Genomic DNA, 23,867 nt, shown 5'->3' on the forward strand with positions numbered 1-23,867 from the left:
CGGCCAGCCGGCTCCCACAACGGTCTGTAGGAGCCGGCTGGCCGGCGAGGCGGTTTCAGCCGTAACGCTTCTTGGCCTCGATGGCCAGACCGCTGCCGATGCTGCCGAAGATATTGCCTTCCACATGCCGGGCGTTGGGCAGCATCGCCGCCACGCTCTGGCGCAGCGCCGGAATACCGCTGGAACCGCCGGTGAAGAACACCGTGTCGACCTGGGCCACACCCACATTGGCATCGCTCAGCAGTTGGGTGACGCTGGTGCGGATGCGCTCCAGCAAACCGTCGATGGAGGATTCGAACAGGGCCCGGCTCAGGTCGACGCTGAGGTCGCGCTCGATGCGGTCCAGGGCCACCAGGCGGTTCTCGGCGTGGGTCAGCTGGATCTTGGTTTCTTCCACTTCCATGGCCAGCCAGTGCCCGGCGCGCTGTTCGATCAGCTTGAACAGACGGTCGATGCCGCCGGTGTCCTCGATGTCGTAGCGCATGCTGCCCAGGGCCAGCTGGGACTTTTGCGAGTACACCGAGTTGATGGTGTGCCAGGTCGCCAGGTTCATGTGGTGGCTGGTGGGCATGTAGGCGCCGCTCTTCATCCGGCTGCCGTAGCCGAACAGCGGCATCACGCCCTGCAAGCTCAGTTGCTTGTCGAAGTCGGTACCGCCGACGTGCACGCCGCCAGTGGCGAGGATGTCGTCGTGACGGTTGTCGACGCCACGGCGCTCGGGGGACAGGCGCACCAGGGAAAAGTCCGAAGTACCACCGCCGATGTCGACGATCAGTACCAGCTCTTCGCGTTCGATGGTGGATTCGTAGTCGAAGGCCGCGGCGATGGGTTCGTACTGGAAGGACACTTCCTTGAAGCCGATCTTGCGCGCCACTTCCACCAGGGTGTCTTCGGCTTCCTGGTCGGCGGCGGCATCGTCATCGACGAAGAACACCGGGCGGCCCAGTACCACTTGCTCGAATTCCCGACCGGCGGTGGCTTCGGCGCGGCTTTTCAGCTGGCCGATGAACAGCCCCAAGAGGTCCTTGAACGGCATCGCGGTGCCCAGCACGCTGGTGTCGTGCTTGATCAGCTTGGAGCCCAGCAGGCTCTTCAGCGAGCGCATCAGCCGGCCTTCGTAGCCTTCCAGGTATTCGTGCAACGCCAGGCGGCCGTACACCGGACGGCGCTCCTCGATATTGAAGAACACCACCGAAGGCAGGGTGATCTTGTCGTCCTCCAGGGCGATCAGCGTCTCCTCGCCGGGGCGCAGCCAGCCGACGGTGGAGTTGGAGGTACCGAAGTCAATGCCGCAGGCACGGGCCGGGGTGGCGTTGTTCATGTCTTTGGATCCGGTGAAAAAAACGGCCGCGAAGCGTACGCCAGTCCTCGCGCGTTGCAAAGGCCGACTATCTGCTAAATCACCCCCTGTCGTGCCTTGAAAGACTATCCTTGACCCCCAAACTTGCAGGCATGGGCCGAGCAGCCACCAGGGATCACAAGATCCGCCCGCGGCTGCCGATAAACTTCTGATGCGCCGTTCAGTCAGAGGATTGAGATTGATCAATTCTCATGCTGCCAGACCGAGCATGCTGTGCTGCACGCCGCGCGACTTTGATAACGGATGGTGATTCCCTCGATGGACTTCAAAGACTATTACAAGATTCTCGGCGTGGAGCCGACAGCGGACGACAAGGCGATCAAGGCCGCCTATCGCAAGCTGGCGCGCAAATACCACCCCGACGTCAGTAAGGAAAAGGATGCCGAGGCCAAGTTCAAGGATGCCTCGGAAGCCTATGAAGCGCTGAAAAGCGCCGACAAGCGCGCCGAGTACGACGACCTGCGCAAGTACGGCCAGCACGGCCAGCCGTTCCAGGGGCCACCGGGCTGGCAGAGCCGTGGCGGCTTTGGTGGCGGTGACGGTGGGGACTTCTCGGACTTCTTCAGTTCGATCTTTGGTAACCGGGGGCCAGGATTCGGCGGCCCGGAGCAGCGCCGCAGCAGCGGTCGTCGTGGACAGGATGTGGAAATGGAACTGCCGATCTTTCTTGAAGAAACCCTGTCGAACGAGTCGAAGAAGATCAGCTTCCAGGTGCCGCAATACAACGCCAACGGGCAGCACGTCAGCAACACCAGCAAAAGCCTGAACGTGAAGATTCCGGCCGGGGTTACCGACGGCGAGCGCATCCGCCTCAAGGGCCAGGGCGCGCCGGGTGTGGGCGGCGGGGCCAATGGCGACCTGTACCTGACCATTCGTTTTGCGCCCCATCCGAAATTCGATGTCGAAGGCGAAAACCTGATCATCACCCTGCCGCTGGCCCCTTGGGAGCTGGCGTTGGGCACCGAGGTGGCGGTGCCGACCCTGACCGGCAAGATCAATCTCAAGGTCCCGGCCGGCAGCCAGAACGGCCAGCGCATGCGCGCCAAGGGGCATGGCCTGCTGAACAAGGCCGGCCAGCGTGGCTACCTGTTCGTCCAGCTCAAGGCGGTGATGCCCAAGCAGACCGGCGACGACGTCAAGGCGTTGTGGCAGGAACTGGCGAAGAAGGCCGCGTTCGACCCTCGGGAAAATTTCTGATTCGACACTAGGAGGCGCTGATCATGAGCACCCTGATCGTTCAGCTGGACATGGAAGAGTTCTGTGAAATGGCCGACCTGTCGGCGGCCTACGTGATCGAAATCGTCGAACACGGCATCCTCGAACCTCAGGGGACGGCGCCCAAGGACTGGCGCTTCAATGATGTCGAACTGGCCCTGGCCAAGCGCGCGGCGAAGTTGCGCCGCGACCTGGACCTGGAGTGGGAAGGCGTCGCCCTGGCGTTGGACCTGCTGGACGAGGTGCGGCAACTGCGGGCGGAGAACCAGATGCTCAAGCAGCGCCTGGGCCGCCTGCTGCTGGACTGATGACCTGTAGCCGCTGCCGAGCGCCAGCGAGGCTGCGACCGGGCGTGCAGCGGCCGTAAAAACAGGCAACTGCGGGGTGTCAGGAAAAAGCAGGTTGCGAGGACTGCGTCCTCGTTCGCAGCTTCGCTGGCGCTCAGCAGCGGCTACAGAGGGCAGCAGCAGTTGTAGTGAGCCTCAGGCGCGGGAGACCCGCGGCAGGGTGACGGTGAAGGTGGTGCCGTCGCTTTCGTTGGAGCTGACCTCGATGCTGCCTTGGTGCGCGGTCACCACTTCCTTGACGATGAACAACCCCAGGCCAAGGCTGGTGCTGGTGCTGCCCAGTTCCTCATCGGCACTGCGTACCAAAGGATCGAACAGGGTGCCCAGGGCTTCCTTGGGAATCGGCGTGCCGTAATTGTGCACGGTCAACAGCACCTGCTCCGCACCGCCGGTAATGGTCACGGTCACGGTACGGCGGTTGCTGCCGTGTTGCAGGGCGTTGCCGATCAGGTTCTGCAGCATCTGTTCGATACGTCCCCGGTCCCAGATTCCATGGCTGTCACCTTCGAAGCTCAGTAACGGCGTGCAATCGGGCTGTCCGGCGCAGGCTTCGTCCATGGCCGCCTTGGCGGCGCTGGCCAGGTCCATGGGCGCGGGGTCGATGGGCAGGCCGTTGCCCAGGCGACTGCGGACGAACTCCAGCAAATCGCTGACCATGGCGCCCATGTGTCGGGTGCCGGTCTTGATGCGTGAGACAAAGGCCTGGGCGTCGCCATCCAGCGGCACTTTGCGCGCCAGCATCTCGGTGGACATGCTCACCGCCTGCAACGGTGCCCGCAGGTCGTGGCCGAGAATCGCCAGGAAGATGTCCCGTGAGCGGCTGACCTGCTCGGCATAGGCGCAGGTGGACTCGGCCAGGGCTTCGTCGATGGCTTCGTTGAAACGGATCATGTCCTGCAGGTGTTCCAGGTCCGGGGTTACCAGGCTGGCGACCCACAGACGGATCACACAGGCCCGCAGGTGGCGGAACTCGGACGTCATCTGCACCAGATCGAAACCCACGTGATGGCGCAGTTCGCCATGGCTGGCGGCGGCCGCATCCAGGCTCGGGGATTTCTCCGGGCCTTCGCCCCTGGCCTTGGCCAGCTGTTCACCCGGGCTCTGGGTGATGCGCATATCCCGGGCGGCCGCCAGCAGGATCGAGGTGGCGTGATCCCGCAGGTCGCTGCGGGTCAGAGTGTCCGCGGCCAGGGTCCTGGCAAATTGTTCCCATTCATCAACGATTCGATCAACGTGCTGCACGATGAAATCGGACAGGCGCATAGCCGGGCACCTTATTGGGCAGAGAGTGGAAAACCGACACGCATCTTAGCGCCTTATCCACGGCTTCAACATCGCGCCTGCCCAGTGGCCGGGCACGCCTCAGAACAGGAAGTAACGCTGGGCCATGGGCAGCACATCCGCCGGTTCGCACCACAGCAGCACACCATCGGCCTTGACCTGATAGGTCTGCGGGTCGACCTCGATGTTCGGCAGGTAGTCGTTGTGGATCAGGTCGCTCTTTTGCACGGTGCGACAGCCCTTGACCACGGCGATGCGCTTCTTCAGCCCCAATTGCTCCGGTACGCCGGCATCCAGTGCGGCCTGGCTGATAAAGGTCAGGCTGGTGGCGTGGCGGCTGCCGCCAAAGCTTGCGAACATCGGCCGGTAGTGCACCGGTTGCGGGGTCGGGATCGAGGCATTGGCGTCGCCCATCAGGCTCGCGGCAATGGCCCCGCCCTTGAGGATCAGGGTCGGCTTGACCCCGAAAAAGGCCGGGCGCCAGAGCACCAGGTCGGCCCACTTGCCCACTTCGATGGAGCCCACCTCATGGCTGATGCCGTGGGTGATGGCCGGGTTGATGGTGTACTTGGCGATGTAGCGCTTGACCCGGAAGTTGCTGTTGCCCGAGCCGTCGCCCGGCAGCGGACCGCGCTGGCGGTGCATCTTGTCGGCGGTTTGCCAGGTGCGGGTCACCACCTCGCCGACCCGGCCCATGGCCTGGCTGTCGGAGCTGATCATCGAGAACGCCCCCAGGTCGTGGAGGATGTCTTCGGCGGCGATGGTCTCGCGGCGGATGCGGCTCTCGGCAAAAGCCACGTCCTCGGCGATGCTCGGGTCCAGGTGGTGGCAGACCATGAGCATGTCCAGGTGCTCGTCGATGGTGTTGCGGGTGAAGGGCCGGGTCGGGTTGGTCGAGCTGGGCAGCACATTGGCGAAGCCACAGGCCTTGATGATGTCCGGGGCATGGCCGCCGCCGGCACCTTCGGTGTGGTAGGTGTGAATGGTCCGGCCCTTGAAGGCGCCGAGGGTGGTTTCGACGAAGCCGGATTCGTTCAGCGTGTCGGTGTGGATTGCCACCTGCACGTCGTACTCATCGGCCACGCTCAGGCAGTTGTCGATGCTGGCCGGGGTGCTGCCCCAGTCCTCGTGCAGCTTGAGGCCGATGGCCCCCGCCTTGACCTGTTCGATCAAGGGCTCCGGCAGGCTGGCGTTGCCCTTGCCGGTAAAGCCGATGTTCATCGGGAAGGCGTCCGCGGCCTGGAGCATGCGCGCCATGTGCCAAGGCCCGGAGGTGCAGGTGGTGGCGTTGGTTCCGGTGGCCGGCCCGGTGCCGCCGCCGATCATGGTGGTGACGCCGCTCATCAGCGCCTCTTCGATCTGCTGCGGGCAGATGAAGTGGATATGGGTGTCGACGCCGCCGGCGGTGAGGATCATGCCTTCACCGGCGATGACCTCGGTGCTGGCGCCGATGGCGATGGTCACATCGGGCTGGATATCCGGATTGCCGGCCTTGCCGATGGCGGCGATGCGCCCGTCCTTCAAACCGACGTCAGCCTTGACGATGCCCCAGTGATCGATGATCAGCGCGTTGGTGATCAGGGTGTCCACCACATCGCAGGCCAGCAGCTGGCTCTGGCCCATGCCGTCGCGGATCACCTTGCCGCCGCCGAACTTCACTTCTTCGCCGTAGGTGGTGAAGTCCTGCTCCACTTCGATCCACAGCTCGGTATCGGCCAGCCGCACCTTGTCGCCCACGGTAGGGCCGAACATATCGGCGTAGGCCTCACGGGAAATCTTCATCGCAGCTCCTTACAGAAACAGGTCTTGTAGGAGCCGGCTTGCCGGCGAAGGGGCCCGAAAGACCGCATTCGCCAGCAAGCTGGCTCCTATGTGCGTAGGGTCGAGGGATCAGAGGTCGCCCATGATGCGTCCGGCAAAACCGAACACCCGGCGCTTGCCGGCCAGATCCACCAGTTCCACTTCCCGGGTCTGTCCCGGTTCGAAGCGCACCGCGGTGCCGGCGGCGATGTTCAGGCGCATGCCGCGGCTGGCGGCGCGGTCGAAGGTCAGGGCGTCGTTGGTTTCGAAAAAGTGATAGTGGGAGCCGACCTGGATCGGTCGGTCGCCACTGTTGGCCACGCTGAGGGTCAAGGTGCGGCGCCCGGCATTGAGTTCGATCTCGCCGGGCTGGATCTGGTATTGGCCAGGAATCATAGGGGTTGTCCCAGGGTCTTGAAGTAGATGGCGGTGGCGGTGTAGGTGCCGTCCGGGCTCTGGCAGTAGTTGGGCAGTTCGCCAACCCGGGTGTAGCCCAGGGAACGGTAGAAGTCCTCGGCCGCCGACCCTGCCTCGGTGTCCAGGTACAGCAGCCCGCGCTTGTGCTGGCGGGCGGCCTGCTCCAGGGCGTTCATCAATTGCTGGCCCAGGCCACGGCGCCGGGCGCTGTGCAGCACCTGGAGCTTTTGCACCTCGGCGCGGTTGCGCCCATTGGCCTTCATGCACAGCGCCAGCTGCACGCTGGCCAGGACCTTCTCATCGTGAACCACCACCCACAGCATCAGGCTGCCGTCCTCGACGCCTGCCTGCACGCTGCCGAGGTAATCCCGGGCCTGGCTGTCGTCCAGATCGGCCATGAAGCCGATGGACGCGCCGTGGTGCACCGAGTCCAGCAGCAGGTCGATCAATCCTTGACGGTAATGGGCAAAGCTTTCTCCATGGACTCGGCGCAGTTGGGCGGCGTTCATCGAGAGGTCACTCCTTGTGAGGGGCGGGCGGTTGTGCCCCAGGGTTGAGAATCAGCTGCATGAAGGTCAGGTCCAGCCAGCGGCCGAACTTGGTGCCCACCTGCTGCATCTGCCCGGTGCTGATGAAGCCCAGGCGCTGGTGCAGGCGGATCGAGGCGGCGTTGGCGCTTTCGATGGCGGCCACCATCACGTGCTTGTCACAGCCACGGGCACGTTCCAGCAGCACCGCCATCAGCTGTGGACCCAGGCCGTTGCCGCGCTGGTCGCGGCGGACATAGACCGAATGTTCCACGGTGTGGCGAAAGCCGTCGAAGGGTCGCCAGTCGCCGAAGGAAGCGTAGCCGAGCACCTGCTCCTCGGCGTTGACGATCACCAGGATCGGGTAGCCCTGGGCCTGGCGTGCGCTGAACCAGGCCTGGCGGTTGCCCAGGTCCACCGGCGAGTCGTTCCAGATCGCCGTGGTATTGAGCACGGCGTCGTTGTAGATGTCGCGGATCGCCGGCAGGTCGGCGTGCAATGCGTCGCGGATGCGATAGGTCATGGCGCGGCCTCAGGCGATGGGTTGGTGGACGGTGACCAGCTTGGTGCCGTCGGGGAAGGTGGCCTCGACCTGGATCTCCGGGATCATTTCCGGGATGCCTTCCATCACCTGTTCACGGCTCAGCAGCGTGGTGCCGTAGTGCATCAGTTCAGCCACGGTCTGGCCATCCCGGGCGCCTTCGAGCAGCGCCGCGGAAATAAAGGCCATGGCTTCCGGGTAGTTGAGCTTGAGGCCGCGAGCCAGTCGCCGCTCGGCCACCAGGCCGGCGGTGAAGATCAGCAGCTTGTCTTTTTCGCGTGGTGTCAGGTCCATCGTGATCAATCCGTTGTTGGGCAGTTGAAAAAAGAGTCGGCGTCAGGTGTTCCAGATCCTCGGCGGCACGGCCTCGCGGCCCAGCAACGCCGGGCGCAGCAGGCGCCACAGGTCGATCAGCCAGGCCCGGGCCTGCAGGGCTTCACTGGCCAGGCAGCGGGCCACCAGCAGGCCCGGCAGTTGGCTCAGGTCGCCACGTACCGGGTGTTCCAGGGCACGGCAGCGCTCCAGCAGTTGGCTGTCGATTTCACCGGTTACCAGCAAGGTGGCGAACACTGGCTGGCCGTCCAGGCCGATGGGGGAATCCAGCAGGCCGTCGCCGCCTTTGATGCGCTGGCGCTCATGCCAGAGCGGTCGGCCGTCGCGCTGGATATCCAGGTGAGCCTGGAAGTGCCCTTGCTCGAAGCGCTCGCCACTGGCCGGGCGTCCCAGGGCCACGACATCCCAGTAGAACAGCCGGGCATCGCCTTGTAGTTCGATCAGGGTGGTCAGTTCGGCCTGGGCGGCGCTGAAGACAATGGTTTCCTGGGGCAGCCATTCCAGGGTCGCCCCCGGCGCCACTTGCAGCCTCAGGGTCTGGCTGGCAGGACCGGTGGCGCGGTACCACTTGGCGGCACCGGGGCTGGTCAGCTGTGCCCAGGCGCCGCGCTCGACCCGGGCACTGATGGCCAGCCGGTCGCCGCCGGCGATGCCGCCGGGTGGGTGGACGATGATGTGCTGGCAGACCTCGGGGCCTTCGGCATACAGGTGCTTCTGCACCCGCAGCGGGCCCAGGTGGCGACGCAGCACCGGGCGCGTGGTGGCGCCGAAACGGGCATAGGCCAGTTCCAGCTCGGCGTGCCAGCTGGGGGTGAACAGGGCGGTGGCGGCAGGTGAGTTCATGCTGGGTCGTTATCGTTAGGAAGCTACAGATTAGATCGTAACCAGGCCGCGTACACCTTCTGCCTGCATATTTTCCCCGCGGCCCTGCTGGACGATTTCGCCCCGGGACATCACCAGGTACTGGTCCGCCAGTTCGGCGGCAAAGTCGTAGAACTGTTCCACCAGCACAATGGCCATATCGCCCCGGGCGGCGAGTTGCTTGATCACCGCGCCGATCTCCTTGATCACCGAGGGCTGGATGCCTTCGGTGGGCTCATCGAGGATCAGCAGCCGGGGGCGGCTGGCCAGGGCGCGACCGATGGCCAGCTGTTGCTGCTGGCCGCCGGAGAGGTCGCCGCCACGGCGCTGCTTCATCTGCAACAGCACCGGGAACAGTTCGTAGATGAAGGCCGGCACTTCCCTGGCCTGGGAGCCGGGGAAGCGGGACAGGCCCATCAGCAGGTTTTCCTCCACGCTCAGGCGGCCGAAGATTTCCCGGCCCTGGGGCACGTAGGCGATCCCGGCGTTGACCCTCTGGTGGGGCTTGTAGCCGGTGATGGTCCGGCCCTCCCAGTTGACCGCGCCTTCCTTGACCGGCAGCAGGCCCATCAGGCATTTGAGCAGGGTGGTCTTGCCCACGCCGTTGCGTCCCAGCAGGCAGGTGACTTCGCCGATCCGGGCTTCGAAACTCAGGCCGCGCAGGATGTGGCTACCGCCGTAGTATTGGTGCAGCTGGTCGACTTGCAGCATGTTCGGATTCCTTCAAAAACCTGTAGCCGCTGCCGCAGGCTGCGACAAGGTCCACAGGACCTTCATGGGCCTTGCAGAGCACGTCCTCTTCAAGGCCGATCGCAGCCTGCGGCAGCGGCTACAAAGGTGGTTGGTTGGGTCAGCGGCCGAGGTACACCTCGATCACCCGCTCGTTTTCCTGCACCTGCTCCAGCGACCCTTCGGCCAGCACGCTGCCCTGGTGCAGCACGGTGACGTGGTCGGCAATCGAGCCGACAAAGCCCATGTCGTGCTCCACCACCATCAGCGAATGCTTGCCCGCCAGGGTCTTGAACAGCTCGGCGGTGAACTCGGTCTCGGCGTCGGTCATGCCTGCCACCGGCTCGTCCAGCAACAGCAGTTGCGGGTCTTGCATCAGCAGCATGCCGATCTCCAGGAACTGCTTCTGACCGTGGGACAGCAAGCCGGCCTGACGCTGGGCCGAAGGGCTCAGGCGAATGGTCTCCAGCACCTGGGCGATGCGGTCTTTCTGTTCGCCGCTCAGGCGCGCCCCGAGGCTGGCCCACACCGACTTGTCGGTCTTCTGCGCCAGCTCCAGGTTCTCGAACACGCTCAGGGCCTCGAACACCGTGGGCTTCTGGAACTTGCGGCCGATCCCGGCCTGGGCGATCTGCACTTCGCTCATCCGGGTCAGGTCCAGGGTTTCGCCGAACCAGGCCTTGCCCTGGGTGGGGCGGGTCTTGCCGGTGATCACGTCCATCAGGGTGGTCTTGCCGGCGCCGTTGGGGCCGATGATGCAGCGCAGCTCGCCGACGCCGATGTACAGGTTGAGGTCGTTGAGGGCCTTGAAACCGTCGAAGCTGACGCTGATGTCTTCCAGGGTCAGGAGGGTGCCGTGGCGGGTGTTGAGGCCCTTGCCGGCGGCGTGTCCGAGGCCGATGGCGTCGCGGCTGGCGCCGGCGTCCTTGTTGGCGTCGAGAATGGGTTCGAGCATGAAGTCCGCGGTGGCTGTGACTCTCATTGTTCACCTCGTTTCTTCAGCAGGCCGATCACGCCCTTGGGCAGGTACAGGGTCACCACGATGAACAGGGCGCCGAGGCAGAACAGCCAGTATTCGGGGAAGGCCACGGTGAACCAGCTCTTCATGCCGTTCACCAGCCCGGCGCCCAGCAGCGGTCCGATCAGCGTGCCGCGTCCGCCCAGGGCCACCCACACGGCAGCCTCGATGGAGTTGGTGGGGGACATCTCGCTGGGGTTGATGATGCCCACCTGGGGCACATACAGGGCCCCGGCCAAGCCACAGAGCACCGCGCTCAAGACCCAGACGAACAGCTTGAAGCCACGCGGGTCGTAGCCGCAGAACATCAGGCGGTTCTCGGCATCGCGCAGGGCGGTCAGCACCCGGCCGAACTTGCTCCGGGCCAGGCGCCAGCCCAGGTACAGGCTGGCCACCAGCAGCAGCACCGTGGCCAGGAACAGCACCGCGCGAGTGCCGGGTTCGGTGATGCCAAAACCCAGGATGCTGCGGAAATTGGTGAAGCCGTTGTTGCCGCCAAAACCGGTCTCGTTACGGAAGAACAGCAGCATCCCGGCAAACGTCAGGGCCTGGGTCATGATCGAGAAGTACACGCCCTTGATCCGCGAGCGGAAGGCGAAGAAACCGAACACCAGGGCCAAGAGACCCGGCGCCAGCACCACCAGGCACAGGGCCCAGAGGAAGTGGCTGGTGCCGGTCCAGTACCAGGGCAGTTCGCTCCACGAAAGGAAGGTCATGAACGCTGGCAAGCCGTCGCCTGCTGCCTGGCGCATCAGGTACATGCCCATGGCGTAGCCGCCCAGGGCGAAGAACAGGCCGTGGCCCAGGGACAGCAGCCCGGCGTAGCCCCAGACCAGGTCCAGGGCCAGGGCGACAATGGCGTAGCAGAGGATCTTGCCCACCAGGGTCAGGGTGTAGGCCGAGACCTGCAGCGGGTTGTCCGCCGGCAGCAGTGACAACAGCGGCAAGGCCAGCAGCACCAGGAGCAGCAGCGCGCCGACGGCGATCGTGACCTTGGGCCCGGCTTTCTGGCTGGCGGTAATGAGCAGTGGTTGATTCATCAGTCGATCACCCGTCCTTTGAGTGCGAAGAGTCCTTGCGGGCGTTTCTGGATGAACAGAATGATCAGCGCCAGGATGAGGATCTTGCCCAGTACGGCGCCGATCTGCGGTTCGAGGATCTTGTTCGCCACCCCCAGGCCAAAGGCCGCCAGCACGCTGCCGGCCAGTTGCCCGACGCCGCCGAGCACCACCACCAGGAACGAGTCGATGATGTAGCTCTGGCCCAGGTCCGGGCCAACGTTGCCGACCTGGCTCAGGGCCACGCCACCAAGGCCGGCGATGCCCGAGCCGAGACCGAAGGCGAGCATGTCCACGCGGCCGGTGGGCACGCCGCAGCACGCGGCCATGTTGCGGTTCTGGGTCACTGCTCGCACGTTCAGGCCCAGGCGGGTCCTGTTCAGCAGCAGCCAGGTGAGCACGACAACGAACAGCGCGAAGGCGATGATCACGATGCGGTTGTAGGGCAGTACCAGATTGGGCAATACCTGGATGCCGCCGGAGAGCCAGGCCGGGTTCGCCACCTCGACGTTCTGCGCGCCGAACAGCAGGCGCACCAGTTGGATCAGCATCAGGCTGATGCCCCAGGTGGCCAGCAGGGTTTCCAGGGGCCGGCCATACAGATGACGGATCACCGTGCGTTCCAGGGCCATGCCGATCCCGGCGGTGACGAAGAACGCCACCGGCAGTGCCAGCAGCGGGTAGTACTCGATGGCTTGTGGGGCGTAGCGCTGGAACAGCAGCTGCACCACGTAGGTGGCGTAGGCGCCGAGCATCAGCATCTCGCCGTGGGCCATGTTGATCACCCCCAGCAGGCCGAAGGTGATGGCCAGGCCCAGGGCCGCCAGCAGCAGGATCGAACCCAGGGACAAGCCGCTGAAGGCCTGGCCGAGGACCTCACCCACCAGCAGCTTGCGCTTGACCTGGGCCAGGCTGGTTTCGGCGGCGGTGCGCACATTGGCATCGGCCTCGACCCCGGGTTGCAGCAGGCCTTCGAGGCGGGTGCGGGCCAGTGGGTCGCCGGTTTCCCCCAAAAGGCGCACGGCGGCCAGACGCACCGCCGGGTCGCTGTCCACCAGTTGCAGGTTGGCCAGGGCCAGGCTCAGGGCGGCGTGCACGCCGGGGTCTTGCTCGGCGGCGAGCTGGGCATCGAGGAATTTCAATTGCGCCGGCTTGGCGCTTTTCTGCAATTGGCGGGCGGCGGCCAGCCGGCTCTGGGCGTCGGCGGCGAGCAGTTGGTGGCTGGCCAGGGCGCTGTCGATCAGGCCCCGCAAGCGGTTGTTCAGGCGCAGGGGCTTGGTTTCGCCGGCCATGCTCAGTTGGCCTTGTTGCAGGGCCATGAGCAGTTCCAGGCGCGCCGGGTCGGGCTGCGCGGCCCAGCTTTCCAGAAGCCGGGCCTGTTCGCTAGAGTTGCCGGCGACGAAGTCTTCGGCGTCGCCGGCCTGGGCGGCCATGGGCAGCAGCAACAGGCAGGCGAGGATCAAACGGTAGAGGGCAGTGGGCATATCAGTGGCCTTGCGCGTAGCGTGGTTCTGTAGCCGCTGCCGCAGGCTGCGATAAGGTCCGCAGGACCTTCAACGGCCTCAAGAGCACGTGCTCTTCGAGGCCGATCGCAGCCAGCGGCAGCGGGTACAGGGGGTGTGCCGGGCCTGAAGGCTTGGCGTCCATCCGGCGATCAGTTGCTCTTGACCGCGTAGTCCGGCTTTTTGTCGTTGCCCGGGATGTACGGGCTCCAGGGCTGGGCGCGGATCGGGCCTTCGGTCTGCCACACCACGTTGAACTGACCGTCCGGCTGGATCTCGCCGATCATCACCGGCTTGTGCAGGTGGTGGTTGGTCTTGTCCATGGTCAGGGTGTAGCCCGAGGGCGCGGCGAAGGTCTGCCCGGCCAGGGCTTCGCGGACCTTGTCGACATCGGTGGACTTGGCTTTCTCCACCGCCTGGGCCCACATGTGAATGCCGACGTAGGTGGCTTCCATCGGGTCGTTGGTCACCGCCTTGTCTGCCCCCGGCAGGTTCTTGGCCTTGGCGTAGGCCTTCCAGGCGGCGACGAACTTCTGGTTCACCGGGTTATCCACCGATTCGAAGTAGTTCCACGCCGCGAGGTTGCCCACCAGCGGCTTGGTGTCGATGCCGCGCAGTTCTTCTTCGCCCACCGAGAACGCCACCACCGGCACGTCGGTGGCCTTCAGGCCCTGGTTGGCCAGTTCCTTGTAGAAGGGCACGTTGGAATCGCCGTTGACCGTGGAGATCACCGCGGTCTTGCCGCCGGCGGAGAACTTCTTGATGTTGGCGACGATGGTTTGATAGTCGCTGTGGCCGAAGGGGGTGTAGACCTCTTCGATGTCCTTGTCGGCCACGCCCTTGGCGTGCAGGAACGAACGCAGAATCTTGTTGGTGGTGCGCGGGTAGACGTAGTCGGTGCCCAGCAGGAAGAAGCGCTTGGCGCTGCCGCCGTCTTCGCTCATCAGGTACTCCACCGCCGGGATCGCCTGCTGGTTCGGCGCGGCGCCGGTGTAGAAGACGTTGGGCGACATTTCTTCGCCTTCGTACTGCACCGGGTAGAACAGCAGGCCGTTGAGTTCTTCGAACACCGGCAGCACCGATTTGCGCGACACCGAAGTCCAGCAGCCGAACACCACCGCCACCTTGTCCTGGGTCAGCAACTGCCGGCCCTTTTCGGCGAACAGCGGCCAGTTGGACGCCGGGTCCACCACCACCGGTTCCAGCAGCTTGCCGTTGACCCCGCCCTTGGCGTTGATCTCGTCAATGGTCATCAGCGCCATGTCTTTGAGCGAGGTTTCAGAGATCGCCATGGTCCCCGACAGGGAGTGCAGGATACCGACCTTGATGGTCTCGGCGGCCTGGACGGTCCAGGTCATGCCCATCGCGGCAATGCTTGCCGAGAGAGTGAAAGCCTTGAGCAAACTACGACGCTTCATTGTGCGATCTCCATGAACTCTTGAATTTTTCAGGTGGTAGATGCGACTTCTCAGGCGCAGTGAAAACGCAGTAGTTTTCACTCCGCCTGTGCTGAAGGGCTGTTTTGCAAGGGATGTGCCGAGTCGCCGCAGGGCATGAAAACGTCGGTCTTAGCGGCAGTGAGCGGCTAGGTGATGCCCCAAGAGGAGGCTTTGCGCAGAGGATGGTGCGCAGGGATGCGTCATTGTGGTGCTGCCGCAGAGCGGCAGCCTGGGTCAGCCAGGGGCTTCAGTTAACCCCAGGGAAGGAGTCGACGTATTTGATGGTGAAATCGGGAAAGGAGTCGACGATCTGGATCTTGTAATCGGGAAAGCTGTTGACGATCTTCCACTTGCCCGGCGCGTCGGCAAAGGAGTTGACCTGCTTGACCTTCAGATCGGGAAAGGAGTTCACCACCTTGACCTTGTAGTCGGGGAAGCTGTTGACGATCTGGATGTTGCCGTAGATTTTCGAGACATCGACCGAGGTGCCGGCCTGGGCGCCAAGGGAGGTGCCGAGCAGCAAGGCCAAGAATGCGGTTCTGAACATGAGACTCATCCTGAGAGATCCAAGCGCGCGATCTTAAAGCAAGGGCGACGATTGTAGGAGCTGGCTTGCCAGCGAAGAGGCCCTCGAACCTGGCACAAGGCTCACGGGCGCCTTGGCCGGCAAGCCGGCTCCTACAACGGCGGGTGGATCAGCGGCGGCGCATCAGGCCGATGAAGAACAGCCCGCCAATGGCCGCGGTGGCCACGCCGATGGGCAGGTCCTCAGGGGCGATCAGGGTACGCGCGGCGACGTCGACCCAGACCAGGAACAGGCTGCCCAGCAGCACGCACGCTGGCAGCAAGCGGCGATGTTCGGCGCCCACCAGGCGCCGGGCGATGTGCGGAACCATCAGCCCGACAAAGCCGATGGAGCCGCTGATGGACACCAGCACCCCGGTCATCAGCGAGGCGATCAGGAACACCTTCAGGCGGACGTTGCGTGCGTTCAGGCCCAGGGTCACGGCGGTCTGTTCCCCGGCCATCAAGGCATTCAGCGGCCGGGCCATGCCCAGCAGCAACCCCAGCCCCAGCAGCACGCTGGCGGCAGGAATCGCCAGCAGTTCCCAACGCGCCAGGCCCAGGCCGCCGAGCATCCAGAACATCACCGCCGAGCTGGCCCGGTGATCCCCCATGAACAGCAGCAGGTTGGCCACCGCCATCATCACGAAGGACACCGCCACCCCGCACAGCAGCAGGCGGTCGCTGTCCAGGCGGCCGTTGCGCGCGGCGATGCCCAGCACCAGGAGCATGCTCGCCAGGGCGCCGATAAAGGCCGCCAGGGGCAGGGTCAAGAGGCCGATGACCTGCCCCAGGTGCAGCACCACGATCACCGCGCCGAGGGTGGCGCCGGAGGTCACCCCCAGCAGGTGCGGGTCGGCCAGGGGATTGCGGGTCACGGCCTGCAGCACCGCGCCGATCAGCGCCAGCCCGGCGCCGACCAAAGCACCGAGGAGCATGCGCGGGACGCGGATCAGCCAGACGATATGCTCCTGGCCCGGGCTCCAGTCCACCGTACCCAGGCCCAGGGCCTTGTGCAGGAGAATCCGCCAGACCACCTCCGCCGGCACCCGCGCCGGGCCAAACCCCAGGGACAGCACGCAGGACACCAGCAGCAGGGCGCCGAGGGTCAGTAACAGACAGGCATAACGACCCTTGATCATTCGCCGTGGAAACCCTTGGCCAGGGTTTCCACCGCCAGCACGTTGTCGATGCCCGGGGTGGCTTGCACATAAGGAATGACGATGAAGCGCTGGTTCTTGATCGCGTCGACTCCTTGCAGGGCCTGGTTGTTCAGCAGGAACTGCTGCTTCTGCTCGGCCGTGACTTCGCTGTAGTCGACGATGACGATCACCTGCGGGTTGCGCTCGACCACCGTCTCCCAGTTGATCCGGGTCCAACTGGCCTCGACGTCATCGAGAATGTTGCGCCCGCCCGCCGCATCGATCAGGGCCTGGGGCATGCCCAGGCGGCCTGAGGTCATGGCCCGGTCTTCGCCGCTGTCGTAGAGGAACACCCGGGGCGGGTCCTTGGGCAGGTCCTTCTGTACCTCGGCGACCTGCTCCTGCATCTGCGCGATCAGCGCGTTGGCCCGGTCCTGCACGTCGAAGATCCGCCCCAGGTTGCGCAGGTCGTTGTAGGTGTCCTCGAGGCTGGCCGCCGGGCGCTTCATCACGAAGGCACAGGACTCGGTCAGCTCATAGACGTTGATCCCCAGCGGCGCCAGGGTCTGCGGCGTGAGGTCGCCGCCGACGCGCATGCCGTAGTCCCAGCCGGCGAACAGGAAGTCGACGTTGGCGTTGAGCAGGGTTTCCACCGACGGGTACTTGGCCGCCAGCTCCGGCAGGCCGTCGAGCAAGGTGCTCATTTGCGGGGTCACGGCCTTCCAGCCGCTGACGCCGCTGTAGCCCACCATCCGCGACTTGAGCCCCAGGGCGAGCATCATCTGAGTCATGTTGATGTCATGGCTGAGGGCGTGTTGCGGCGCTTGCTTGAAGGTCACTTCACGGTTGCAGCTGGTGATGGTCAGCGGGTAGTGGGTCGCTTCGGCGAAGGCTTGGGCGGTGCCCAGGAACAGGGTCAGGGCGAGGCCGGAGCGGAGCAGGGAGCGCAAGGTCATGGTTGAGTGATCCAGGTGATTCGTGGGTAGCCGGACAGGGGGTGGGCGTCGATCAGCGCCTCGACGCCGAAGACGTTGCGCAGCAGATCGACCGTGAGCACTTCGGTGGGAGTGCCGCTGGCGACGATGCGTCCGTGATCGAGGACATACAGCCGGTCGCAGAAGGCCGCGGCCAGGTTCAGGTCATGGATGCTCGCCAGGGTGCCGATGCCCAGGCGCTTGACCCGTTGCAACAGCTCCAGCTGGTAGCGCGGGTCGAGGTGGTTGGTCGGTTCATCGAGGATCAGCAGTTGCGGGCGCTGGGCCAGGGCCCGGGCCAGGATCACCCGTTGTTTCTCGCCCCCGGACAAGGTGGCGAAAGCATGGTCTTCGAAGCCCAGCAGGCCCACCGACTCCAGGGCCTCGCGGGCGATGCGCCGGTCTTGTTCGGTGTCGCCGTCGAACAGGCCTTTGTGCGGCGTGCGGCCCATGGCGACCACTTCCTCCACCGTCAGGCCGAAGGCGTCGGGGAACTCCTGGAGCACCACGGCGATGCGTTGCGCGCACCAGCGTGGCGATTGCTTCCACACATTCTGATGCTCAAGCTGCACCTCGCCCTGCTGCGGCTTGCTGAAGCGATAGGCGCAGCGCAGCAGGCTGGTCTTGCCGCTGCCGTTGGGCCCGATCAGGCCGACGAACTCGCCGGCCGCCACGTGCAGGCTGGCCTCACGCAGTTGGAACTGGTGATGGCAGTGGCCCTGGCCCAGGGGTGTCCAGGCCAGGTTGGTGAGGTTCAGCGAGGTCATGCGGTGTCCGTGTGATCCCCGTGCCGTAGCGCCAGGTGGGGTTAAAAGGTGTAGTCAGCGGTGACGAAGAACGAGCGTGGCTCGCCGAGTATCCATTGCTGGCCGTCATTGTATTGGCTTTGTGCGTACTGGCGGTCAAACAGGTTGTTCAATTGCAGGCCCAGGGTGGTATTGGGCAGCGCTTTCCACGACAGGTTGGCATCGACCACGGTGTAGCTGGGCAACTCATTGCGGTTGGCCATATCGGCGTAGCGCGCATCCACGTAGCGCACTCCGGCGCCGGCCCGCAGGTCATCGTTGAGGGCTTTGCTCAGCCACAGGTTGGCGGTGCGCCGGGGCACGTCCACCGGGCGCTTGCCGTCGCGGGAGACTTGCACGCCGTTGACGTCCTGCTTGAAGTCGTCGTACTGGGCGCGAACGAGGGCGGCGTTGGCTTGCAGTTGCCAGGCGTGGGGCAGTTGCAGGTCCAGGCTGGCCTCCAGGCCGTTGGAGGATTGCTGGCCCACCTGCTGTTTCTGGCCCGGGTCGCCGGGAACATCGGTCAGCAGCTTCTTCTTGACGATGTGGTAGGCGGCCAGGGTCCATTCGCCACGCTGGTCCCAGAACGCCTGCTTGAGGCCGATCTCGCTCTGCCTGGCGCTGGACAGGTCGAATTGCTGCTGGCTCTGGCTCAGGGAAATCAGGCCGCCGACGCCGTCGGTGCTGGTGGAGTACTGACCGTACACGGACGTATCCGGAGTGACGGCAAACACCAGCCCGGCCTTCCAGTTGTTGCCGGTCAGGGTCTTGTCGCTCTGGCTGCCGTCCTTCAAGTCATCCCGATCAATGTGCGCATAGTCGCGGCGCACACCGGTCACCAGGGACCAGCGCTCGCTGAGTTGCAGGCGGTTTTCGGCGAACACCGACATCTGTTTGGTGGTGGTCTTGAATTGATCGCGGTAGGGGCTGTTGCTGGTGAAGTCGCCCGGGGCCGGGTGATACAGGTCCAGCGGTTGACCGTTGGTAAAGCTGTCGGTGAAGGGCGAATTGCTTTTCAGGTGAAAGCGAATGCGGTTGTAGTCGACGCCGGTCAGGGTCTGGCTGTCGAGGCCCAGCAGCGAGTGCTTGAAGGTGAAGGTCTGGCGGTCGCCGACCTGTTCCTGCTGGTGGCCGATAGCGTAGTAACCGCTGCGGCTCAGTTGGCCGGTGGTCGGGTTGAAGTTGTAGTTCTCGGCGTTCTGCCAACGACGCTGGGCCTTGAGGTAATACAGCTCGTTGCTGGCACTGACCTGGTCGGAAATCTGCCATTCGCTGGTCAGGCGGGTCCACTGGTCGTTGTAGTGCTGCTGGTCATTGCGGACGTTGTAGTTCTTGTCCCGCAGGCTCTTGTGGAAGCGCCCGTTGATCAGCGGCGTGCCGAAGTTGTTCATCGGGTTCTGGTCGCCGTAGTCGTGGGCCAGGGTAAAGGCCAGGTCGTCGCGGGCCTGCCAGCGCAGGGCGGCACTGACGAAATCGCCGGAGGAGTCGCCACGGTCGATCCAGCCGTTGCTGCGCTCGCGGTTGAGGTTGAGCCGGTAGCTCAAGGTGTCACTCAGGGAGCCACCGCTGTCCAGGGCCTGCTGCTGGCGATCGAAGGAGCCGTAGCCCAGGCGCAGGTGGTTTTCGATTGCGCCGCTGAAGGGCTTTTTCGGGAGGGTGTTGATCACCGCGCCAGTGGCGCCTTCGCCATACAGCACCGAGGCCGGGCCGCGCAGCACGTCGACCCGTTCCACCGCCCAGCTGTCCACCGGGAAGGTCACGGTGCCCATGCCGGTGTACATGCGGTTGCCGTCATACAGCTGCATCACCGAACTCTGCCCGGTGAAACCCCGTGCCGACAACGAAGTGCCACCGTCGCCTGGGGTGCCGGTGCGGCTGATGCCGGCGCTGCGGGAGACCGCGTCCTGAATGCTGCGGTCACCCCGGGCGCGAATCCGTTCGCCGCTCAGGCTGTCAGTGCTGGCCGGGGTTTCCAGGGCGCTGAGGCCCAAGCGCGAGCCGGCGCTGGTGGGGGTCTTCAGGCTGACGCTGTCGTCGGCCGCGCTGGCCGGAGCCGAAATGGTGCCGGTGGGCAGGGTCAGGGAGGCGGCGGAATCATCCGCCTGAGCCAGGGAAGGCAAGGCCATCAGGCAAAGGCTGGGCAGCAAGTACTTGTTCATCGGGACGGTGAATCACTTCTTCGAGGGGGTTGCCCGCAGTGGGGGACTGCGGGCAGGGATCTTACACTTTAGTGTTATAAAGTAACATTATAACTGTGCATGGCTAAGGCGCCGAGATTCTACAGAGCCCTCTGGAACGCGCATCTCGGCTGATTCATGTTGAAGATGAAGCAGATTCAGGCCCGCGGTTGAAGCGTGAAAGCAGCAGGCGATCGAGCAACCACACCCCAATCAGCGAGGCTCCAACCAAAGGAAATGCCAAGGCCAGCAGCGCCATGATCAGCATCGCGGTTTTCCATTTCGGCAGGTCGTGGCGCAGTGGGGGCACGCCGAGTCGGCCCTGGGGACGACGCTGCCACCACATGACGATGCCGCTCACGGCGCTGAGCAGGATCATCAGGCACACCACCAGCACCAGGATCTGGTTGACGCGGCCGAACATCTTGCCTTCATGCAGCATCACCCCAACCTCCGTGGCCCGGGCCACGTTGCTGTACTGCTGCCAGCGCACGTCGGCCAGGACCTTGCCGCTGTATTGGTCGACATGCAGGGTGGCATCGTTGCGCGGATCGTCGGCGAACACGGCGATGGTGAACACGCCGGTGGCGGTCTTCGGCAAGGTGATGCTGTAGCCCGGTTCGACCTGGCGCTGGCGGGCGATGTCCTGCACCGCTTGCAGGCTGATGGACGGGGCTGCCGGCGCCGTGTCCGCGGCGTTGTGGGCCATGTGCTCGGCGTGGTCGCCGGACATCGGCATCGGGGTGTTTTCTACCGCCCAGGGCACAGTCTGGCGCGTGGCGCTGTTGAGCTCCCGGGCCTGCTGGTCGGAGGTCGGCACGTCGTTCCACATGGCCGCCGGGAAGCGGTTCCACAGGTCGGCGTATTGCTTGCCCCAGAAGCCGGTCCAGGTCATGCCGCTGAGCAGCATCAGCAGCAGGAATGCCGCGCCCCAGAAGCCCAGCACACTGTGCAGGTCGCGCCAGAACGGCCTGCCGCGGACGCTGAAACGCGGCCACAGCACCCCCGCCGACGACTTGCCCCGTGGCCACCACAGGTACAGGCCGGACACCACCAGGACAATGCCCCAGCCAGCGGCCAGTTCCACCAGTCGGTCACCGACGGTGCCGATCATCAGCTCACCGTGAATGGCCCGGGCCACGGCCTGCAGGTTGGCCTTGGCATCCTGCTCGCCGAGCACATCGCCGTGGTAGGGGTCGATGAAGACATTCAGCTCCTGACCCTTGTCCTGCACCACGAACTGCGCGCTGCGCTCGGCAGCAATCGGTGGCAGGTACTGCTTGATATGGCCCTGGGGGTAGGCCGATTGCACCCTTTGCAGCAAGTCGTCGGCACTCAGCAGGTGATGACCGGCGGGCACCTTGAGCAGGCTGGGGTACATCAACGGGTCCAGTTGTGGCTTGAACAGGTAGATGATGCCGGTCAGGGCCAGCATCACCATGAAAGGGGCCACGAACAGCCCGGCGTAGAAATGCCAGCGCCAGGCCAGGTTGTAGAAAGACACTTTGGGTCGGTTCATCGGGGCACGCTCCGCAGGGCAGTGAATCTTTTCTTATAGGGGCTGTTCGCTGGCACCCCAGCTCCTGCGGTGAGGAGCCGGCGTGCCGGCGAAGGCGGATCAGAAGCTCAGGTCGACCTTGGTCCAGAGGGTGCGCCCCGGCTCCTTGATCGCCTGGGGATCACTGGCCGGGTAGCCGAAGCCGGCGTTGCCCGCCAGGTTCAGGTGTTCGGCGTAGGCCTTGCCGAACAGGTTGTCGACCCCGGTGCTGAGCTTGAGGTTCTTGGTGACCCGGTAGGCGCCGTTGAGGGAGAACACGCCGAAGCCACCGCTCTTGCCGAAGTCCTTGCCGACCACGTTGCCCTTGTTCAGGTCGACGCGGTTTTGCGCCGCCACCACTCGCCACAAGGCCCCGGCGCTCCAGTCGTCCTCGCTGTAGGTCAGGCCGAAGCGCGCGTCCAGCGGCGGCATCTGCGGCAGGGCCTTGCCGTCGCTGCTGTTCTTGCCCCAGGCGTAGGCCAGGGTCGCATCGGCTTTCCAGTTGGAGGTCAGCTTGTAGGCCGCACCCAGTTCGCCGCCCATGATCCGTGCGTCGATGTTCTCGGCCCGAGAGGTGCTCATGCCGCCCATGGCAGGACTGTAGTCGAAGAGGATGTAGTCGCGCACCTGGCCGATATAGCCCGAGGCCCAGGCTTCCAGATCCTCGCTCTGGTATTGCAGGCCGAAGTCCAGTTGGGTGGTCTTTTCCGGCTTGATCGAATCGAAGGCGTTCACTGAGCCTGCCGGGCCCATTTTCGGCGAGAACAGCTCCCAGTAGTCGGGGAAGCGCTGAGTGTGGCCAAGGCCGACGTAGAGCGTGGTCGGGCTGTCGGCCAGGTCATGCTCGTAGCGCACGAAGCCGCTGGGCAGGGTATCGGCCCGGGTATCGCCGGCAGTGGGGTTGGGCCGGCTCATCATTCCCGAGCCGATGCTCTGCCGGTAGTCCTTGGCCGAAGCACGGTCGAGGCGGGCCCCGGTGATCAGGCGGTCGCGCTCGGCGGCGTACCAGGTCAGTTCGCCGAAGGCGCCGTAGTTGTGGAAGTCGGCGTCCTTGGTACGGGGCAGTTGCTTGTAGGTATCCACGCCGTTGCTGGCCCGAGTGCGGTGTTCGTTGGTCTGGGCATCCAGGCCGCCGATCAACTGCAGGTCGGCCCAGCGCCAGGTGGCCTTGATCCGCGCACCGAGGGTGCGACGGTCGACATTGGAGGCCATGGGGCCGGCCATCATGCCGGTGCCGGACGGGGTACGCAGGCTGTAGTTGTCCATCACGTGGTCGGCGTAGTTGTAGTAGACCTGGGCCTCGACCTTGTCCAGGACCTCGCCGATGTTGGACTTTTCGAAACGCAGGCCCAGGCTTTCGCGCTTGAACTGCGAGCCGTCCATACCGCGGCCGGCGTAGCGGGCTTCGCCGTCGCCCTTGCCGGCGGTGAGCTCCAGCAGGGTGTCGGCGTCCGGGGTCCAGCCCAGGGCCACGTCACCGTTCCACTTGTCGTAGCGCGAGGCCACGGTGTCGTTGTTGCCGTCCTTGTAGTCGTCGGCGTGGGCGGTGTTGCCGATCACCCGCACATACCCCAGGGGGCCGCCGGCAGCAGCATCCAGGGTCTTGTCGAAGCGGCCGTTGGAGCCCGCCAGCAGGCTGGCGTTGACCCGCGTGCCGAGTTCGCCGAAGTGTTCCGGCTCACGCTCGAACAGCACGGTGCCGGCCGAGGCGCCGGGGCCCCAGAGCACGGTTTGCGGGCCCTTGATCACGGTCAGGCGATCATAGGTTTCCGGGGAGATGTAGGAGGTCGGTGCATCCATGCGGCCGGGGCAGGCGCCGAGCATCATGCCGCCGTTGGTGAGGATGTTCAGGCGCGAGCCGAACATGCCCCGCAGTACCGGGTCGCCGTTGGTGCCGCCATTGCGTACCAGGGCGAAGCCGGGAATGGTCTTCAGGTAGTCGCCGCCGTCACTGGCCGGGACCGGTTGGCGCGGGTCCTTGGGATTGGTGACCACGGTCAGCGGCGAGCTGGGGGCGATGGCGGTGATCACCGTCGGGCTCAATTGCGTGCCGTGTCGGGAGTGGTCCGTCGGGGCCTCGTCGGCCAGGGCCAGGGGGGTCAGCAGCACGCCGCAAAGCACCGCCAGGGCATGGTTGAAACGCAGGCGCGACGGGTTCAGGGCAAAGGGCTTGGATGGTTGGGCAGCGCCCAGGCGAGTGTCAGCAGAAAACATAGATGTTCCATCGATCGGTCTTGAATGACACGGCCGCAACTACGCG

22 protein-coding genes are annotated in these 23,867 nt (G+C 64.9%); 2 read left to right on the plus strand and 20 right to left on the minus strand.

Annotated features, from left to right (window positions below; translation table 11 throughout):
- Positions 1-55 precede the first annotated feature (55 nt).
- Positions 56-1,321 carry an Hsp70 family protein gene (locus LOY69_RS03080; RefSeq protein WP_102862955.1) on the minus strand — a complete coding sequence of 422 codons (1,266 nt, stop codon included), beginning with the start codon at positions 1,319-1,321 and terminating at the stop codon, positions 56-58.
- 297 nt (positions 1,322-1,618) lie between these two features.
- Between LOY69_RS03080 and LOY69_RS03085 the strand changes: the two genes are divergently transcribed.
- Both LOY69_RS03085 and LOY69_RS03090 read left to right on the plus strand, forming a co-directional pair.
- The gene (locus LOY69_RS03085; protein WP_102882200.1) at positions 1,619-2,557 is read left to right on the plus strand and encodes a DnaJ C-terminal domain-containing protein; all 939 of its coding nucleotides are present in this window, start codon (positions 1,619-1,621) and stop codon (positions 2,555-2,557) included.
- 23 nt (positions 2,558-2,580) lie between these two features.
- Complete coding sequence (locus LOY69_RS03090) at positions 2,581-2,883, plus strand: chaperone modulator CbpM (protein ID WP_265074117.1); 303 nt, start codon at positions 2,581-2,583, stop codon at positions 2,881-2,883.
- A gap of 174 nt (positions 2,884-3,057) precedes the next feature.
- On the opposite strand, the gene LOY69_RS03095 is transcribed toward LOY69_RS03090, so the two are convergent.
- From LOY69_RS03095 to LOY69_RS03185, 19 genes are all read right to left on the minus strand, one after another.
- Positions 3,058-4,185 (minus strand): sensor histidine kinase, encoded by a 1,128-nt coding sequence (locus LOY69_RS03095; protein ID WP_102862957.1) that lies wholly within the window; start codon positions 4,183-4,185, stop codon positions 3,058-3,060.
- A 99-nt stretch (positions 4,186-4,284) separates the two neighbouring features.
- Entirely contained in the window at positions 4,285-5,985 is a 1,701-nt protein-coding gene (gene ureC, locus LOY69_RS03100) for an urease subunit alpha (RefSeq protein WP_213664651.1), read from the minus strand.
- Between the two features lie 108 nt (positions 5,986-6,093).
- Entirely contained in the window at positions 6,094-6,399 is a 306-nt protein-coding gene (locus LOY69_RS03105; protein WP_102862959.1) for an urease subunit beta, read from the minus strand.
- Entirely contained in the window at positions 6,396-6,929 is a 534-nt protein-coding gene (locus LOY69_RS03110; protein WP_102862960.1) for a GNAT family N-acetyltransferase, read from the minus strand. The genes LOY69_RS03105 and LOY69_RS03110 overlap by 4 nt, the downstream gene beginning before the upstream one ends.
- A gap of 7 nt (positions 6,930-6,936) precedes the next feature.
- On the minus strand, positions 6,937-7,470 hold the full coding sequence (locus tag LOY69_RS03115; RefSeq protein ID WP_110650908.1) for a GNAT family N-acetyltransferase: 534 nt from the start codon (positions 7,468-7,470) through the stop codon (positions 6,937-6,939).
- 9 nt (positions 7,471-7,479) lie between these two features.
- Positions 7,480-7,782 (minus strand): urease subunit gamma, encoded by a 303-nt coding sequence (locus LOY69_RS03120; protein WP_102881974.1) that lies wholly within the window; start codon positions 7,780-7,782, stop codon positions 7,480-7,482.
- A gap of 42 nt (positions 7,783-7,824) precedes the next feature.
- Positions 7,825-8,664 (minus strand): urease accessory protein UreD, encoded by an 840-nt coding sequence (locus LOY69_RS03125; RefSeq protein WP_102881973.1) that lies wholly within the window; start codon positions 8,662-8,664, stop codon positions 7,825-7,827.
- Between the two features lie 30 nt (positions 8,665-8,694).
- The gene (urtE, locus tag LOY69_RS03130; RefSeq protein WP_102862963.1) at positions 8,695-9,393 is read right to left on the minus strand and encodes an urea ABC transporter ATP-binding subunit UrtE; all 699 of its coding nucleotides are present in this window, start codon (positions 9,391-9,393) and stop codon (positions 8,695-8,697) included.
- Between the two features lie 139 nt (positions 9,394-9,532).
- Positions 9,533-10,393 (minus strand): urea ABC transporter ATP-binding protein UrtD, encoded by an 861-nt coding sequence (gene urtD / locus LOY69_RS03135; RefSeq protein WP_102881972.1) that lies wholly within the window; start codon positions 10,391-10,393, stop codon positions 9,533-9,535.
- Positions 10,390-11,469 (minus strand): urea ABC transporter permease subunit UrtC, encoded by a 1,080-nt coding sequence (gene urtC / locus LOY69_RS03140; protein WP_102862965.1) that lies wholly within the window; start codon positions 11,467-11,469, stop codon positions 10,390-10,392. The genes urtD and urtC overlap by 4 nt, the downstream gene beginning before the upstream one ends.
- A complete protein-coding gene (gene urtB, locus LOY69_RS03145; RefSeq protein ID WP_102881970.1) occupies positions 11,469-12,971 on the minus strand; it encodes an urea ABC transporter permease subunit UrtB in 1,503 nt (500 codons plus the stop codon). The genes urtC and urtB overlap by 1 nt, the downstream gene beginning before the upstream one ends.
- 170 nt (positions 12,972-13,141) lie before the next feature.
- Positions 13,142-14,407 (minus strand): urea ABC transporter substrate-binding protein, encoded by a 1,266-nt coding sequence (gene urtA, locus LOY69_RS03150; RefSeq protein WP_102862967.1) that lies wholly within the window; start codon positions 14,405-14,407, stop codon positions 13,142-13,144.
- 268 nt (positions 14,408-14,675) lie between these two features.
- Complete coding sequence (locus tag LOY69_RS03155) at positions 14,676-14,975, minus strand: hypothetical protein (RefSeq protein ID WP_102881969.1); 300 nt, start codon at positions 14,973-14,975, stop codon at positions 14,676-14,678.
- A 148-nt stretch (positions 14,976-15,123) separates the two neighbouring features.
- The gene (locus LOY69_RS03160; RefSeq protein WP_102881968.1) at positions 15,124-16,134 is read right to left on the minus strand and encodes a FecCD family ABC transporter permease; all 1,011 of its coding nucleotides are present in this window, start codon (positions 16,132-16,134) and stop codon (positions 15,124-15,126) included.
- Entirely contained in the window at positions 16,131-17,090 is a 960-nt protein-coding gene (locus LOY69_RS03165) for an ABC transporter substrate-binding protein (RefSeq protein WP_123391274.1), read from the minus strand. Before LOY69_RS03165 ends, LOY69_RS03160 begins: the two co-directional genes overlap by 4 nt.
- Entirely contained in the window at positions 17,087-17,875 is a 789-nt protein-coding gene (locus LOY69_RS03170; RefSeq protein WP_102881966.1) for an ABC transporter ATP-binding protein, read from the minus strand. The genes LOY69_RS03165 and LOY69_RS03170 overlap by 4 nt, the downstream gene beginning before the upstream one ends.
- Positions 17,876-17,916: 41 nt before the next feature.
- Entirely contained in the window at positions 17,917-20,052 is a 2,136-nt protein-coding gene (locus LOY69_RS03175; RefSeq protein ID WP_265074118.1) for a TonB-dependent receptor, read from the minus strand.
- Positions 20,053-20,206: 154 nt separating this feature from the next.
- Positions 20,207-21,589, minus strand: coding sequence for a PepSY-associated TM helix domain-containing protein (locus tag LOY69_RS03180; RefSeq protein ID WP_265074119.1), 1,383 nt, complete (start codon positions 21,587-21,589; stop codon positions 20,207-20,209).
- A gap of 99 nt (positions 21,590-21,688) precedes the next feature.
- Positions 21,689-23,821: a TonB-dependent copper receptor gene (locus LOY69_RS03185; RefSeq protein ID WP_110650898.1), complete on the minus strand. Its 2,133-nt coding sequence runs from the start codon at positions 23,819-23,821 to the stop codon at positions 21,689-21,691.
- Between the last annotated feature and the right edge of the window lie 46 nt (positions 23,822-23,867).

Origin of the sequence: Pseudomonas sp. B21-059 (assembly GCF_026016285.1) — a bacterium.
Lineage (GTDB): Bacteria > Pseudomonadota > Gammaproteobacteria > Pseudomonadales > Pseudomonadaceae > Aquipseudomonas > Aquipseudomonas danubii.

Coding starts and splice junctions, on each gene's coding strand:
- urtE (WP_102862963.1), bottom strand. CDS start 9,393: ATGCTGCAAGTCGACCAGCTGCACCAATACTACGGCGGTAGCCACATC.
- LOY69_RS03165 (WP_123391274.1), bottom strand. CDS start 17,090: ATGACCTTGCGCTCCCTGCTCCGCTCCGGCCTCGCCCTGACCCTGTTC.
- LOY69_RS03080 (WP_102862955.1), bottom strand. CDS start 1,321: ATGAACAACGCCACCCCGGCCCGTGCCTGCGGCATTGACTTCGGTACC.
- urtB (WP_102881970.1), bottom strand. CDS start 12,971: ATGCCCACTGCCCTCTACCGTTTGATCCTCGCCTGCCTGTTGCTGCTG.
- urtA (WP_102862967.1), bottom strand. CDS start 14,407: ATGAAGCGTCGTAGTTTGCTCAAGGCTTTCACTCTCTCGGCAAGCATT.
- LOY69_RS03160 (WP_102881968.1), bottom strand. CDS start 16,134: ATGATCAAGGGTCGTTATGCCTGTCTGTTACTGACCCTCGGCGCCCTG.
- LOY69_RS03175 (WP_265074118.1), bottom strand. CDS start 20,052: ATGAACAAGTACTTGCTGCCCAGCCTTTGCCTGATGGCCTTGCCTTCC.
- urtC (WP_102862965.1), bottom strand. CDS start 11,469: ATGAATCAACCACTGCTCATTACCGCCAGCCAGAAAGCCGGGCCCAAG.
- LOY69_RS03185 (WP_110650898.1), bottom strand. CDS start 23,821: ATGTTTTCTGCTGACACTCGCCTGGGCGCTGCCCAACCATCCAAGCCC.
- urtD (WP_102881972.1), bottom strand. CDS start 10,393: ATGAGAGTCACAGCCACCGCGGACTTCATGCTCGAACCCATTCTCGAC.
- LOY69_RS03170 (WP_102881966.1), bottom strand. CDS start 17,875: ATGACCTCGCTGAACCTCACCAACCTGGCCTGGACACCCCTGGGCCAG.
- LOY69_RS03090 (WP_265074117.1), top strand. CDS start 2,581: ATGAGCACCCTGATCGTTCAGCTGGACATGGAAGAGTTCTGTGAAATG.
- LOY69_RS03115 (WP_110650908.1), bottom strand. CDS start 7,470: ATGACCTATCGCATCCGCGACGCATTGCACGCCGACCTGCCGGCGATC.
- LOY69_RS03095 (WP_102862957.1), bottom strand. CDS start 4,185: ATGCGCCTGTCCGATTTCATCGTGCAGCACGTTGATCGAATCGTTGAT.
- LOY69_RS03110 (WP_102862960.1), bottom strand. CDS start 6,929: ATGAACGCCGCCCAACTGCGCCGAGTCCATGGAGAAAGCTTTGCCCAT.
- LOY69_RS03180 (WP_265074119.1), bottom strand. CDS start 21,589: ATGAACCGACCCAAAGTGTCTTTCTACAACCTGGCCTGGCGCTGGCAT.
- LOY69_RS03105 (WP_102862959.1), bottom strand. CDS start 6,399: ATGATTCCTGGCCAATACCAGATCCAGCCCGGCGAGATCGAACTCAAT.
- ureC (WP_213664651.1), bottom strand. CDS start 5,985: ATGAAGATTTCCCGTGAGGCCTACGCCGATATGTTCGGCCCTACCGTG.
- LOY69_RS03120 (WP_102881974.1), bottom strand. CDS start 7,782: ATGGACCTGACACCACGCGAAAAAGACAAGCTGCTGATCTTCACCGCC.
- LOY69_RS03085 (WP_102882200.1), top strand. CDS start 1,619: ATGGACTTCAAAGACTATTACAAGATTCTCGGCGTGGAGCCGACAGCG.
- LOY69_RS03125 (WP_102881973.1), bottom strand. CDS start 8,664: ATGAACTCACCTGCCGCCACCGCCCTGTTCACCCCCAGCTGGCACGCC.
- LOY69_RS03155 (WP_102881969.1), bottom strand. CDS start 14,975: ATGTTCAGAACCGCATTCTTGGCCTTGCTGCTCGGCACCTCCCTTGGC.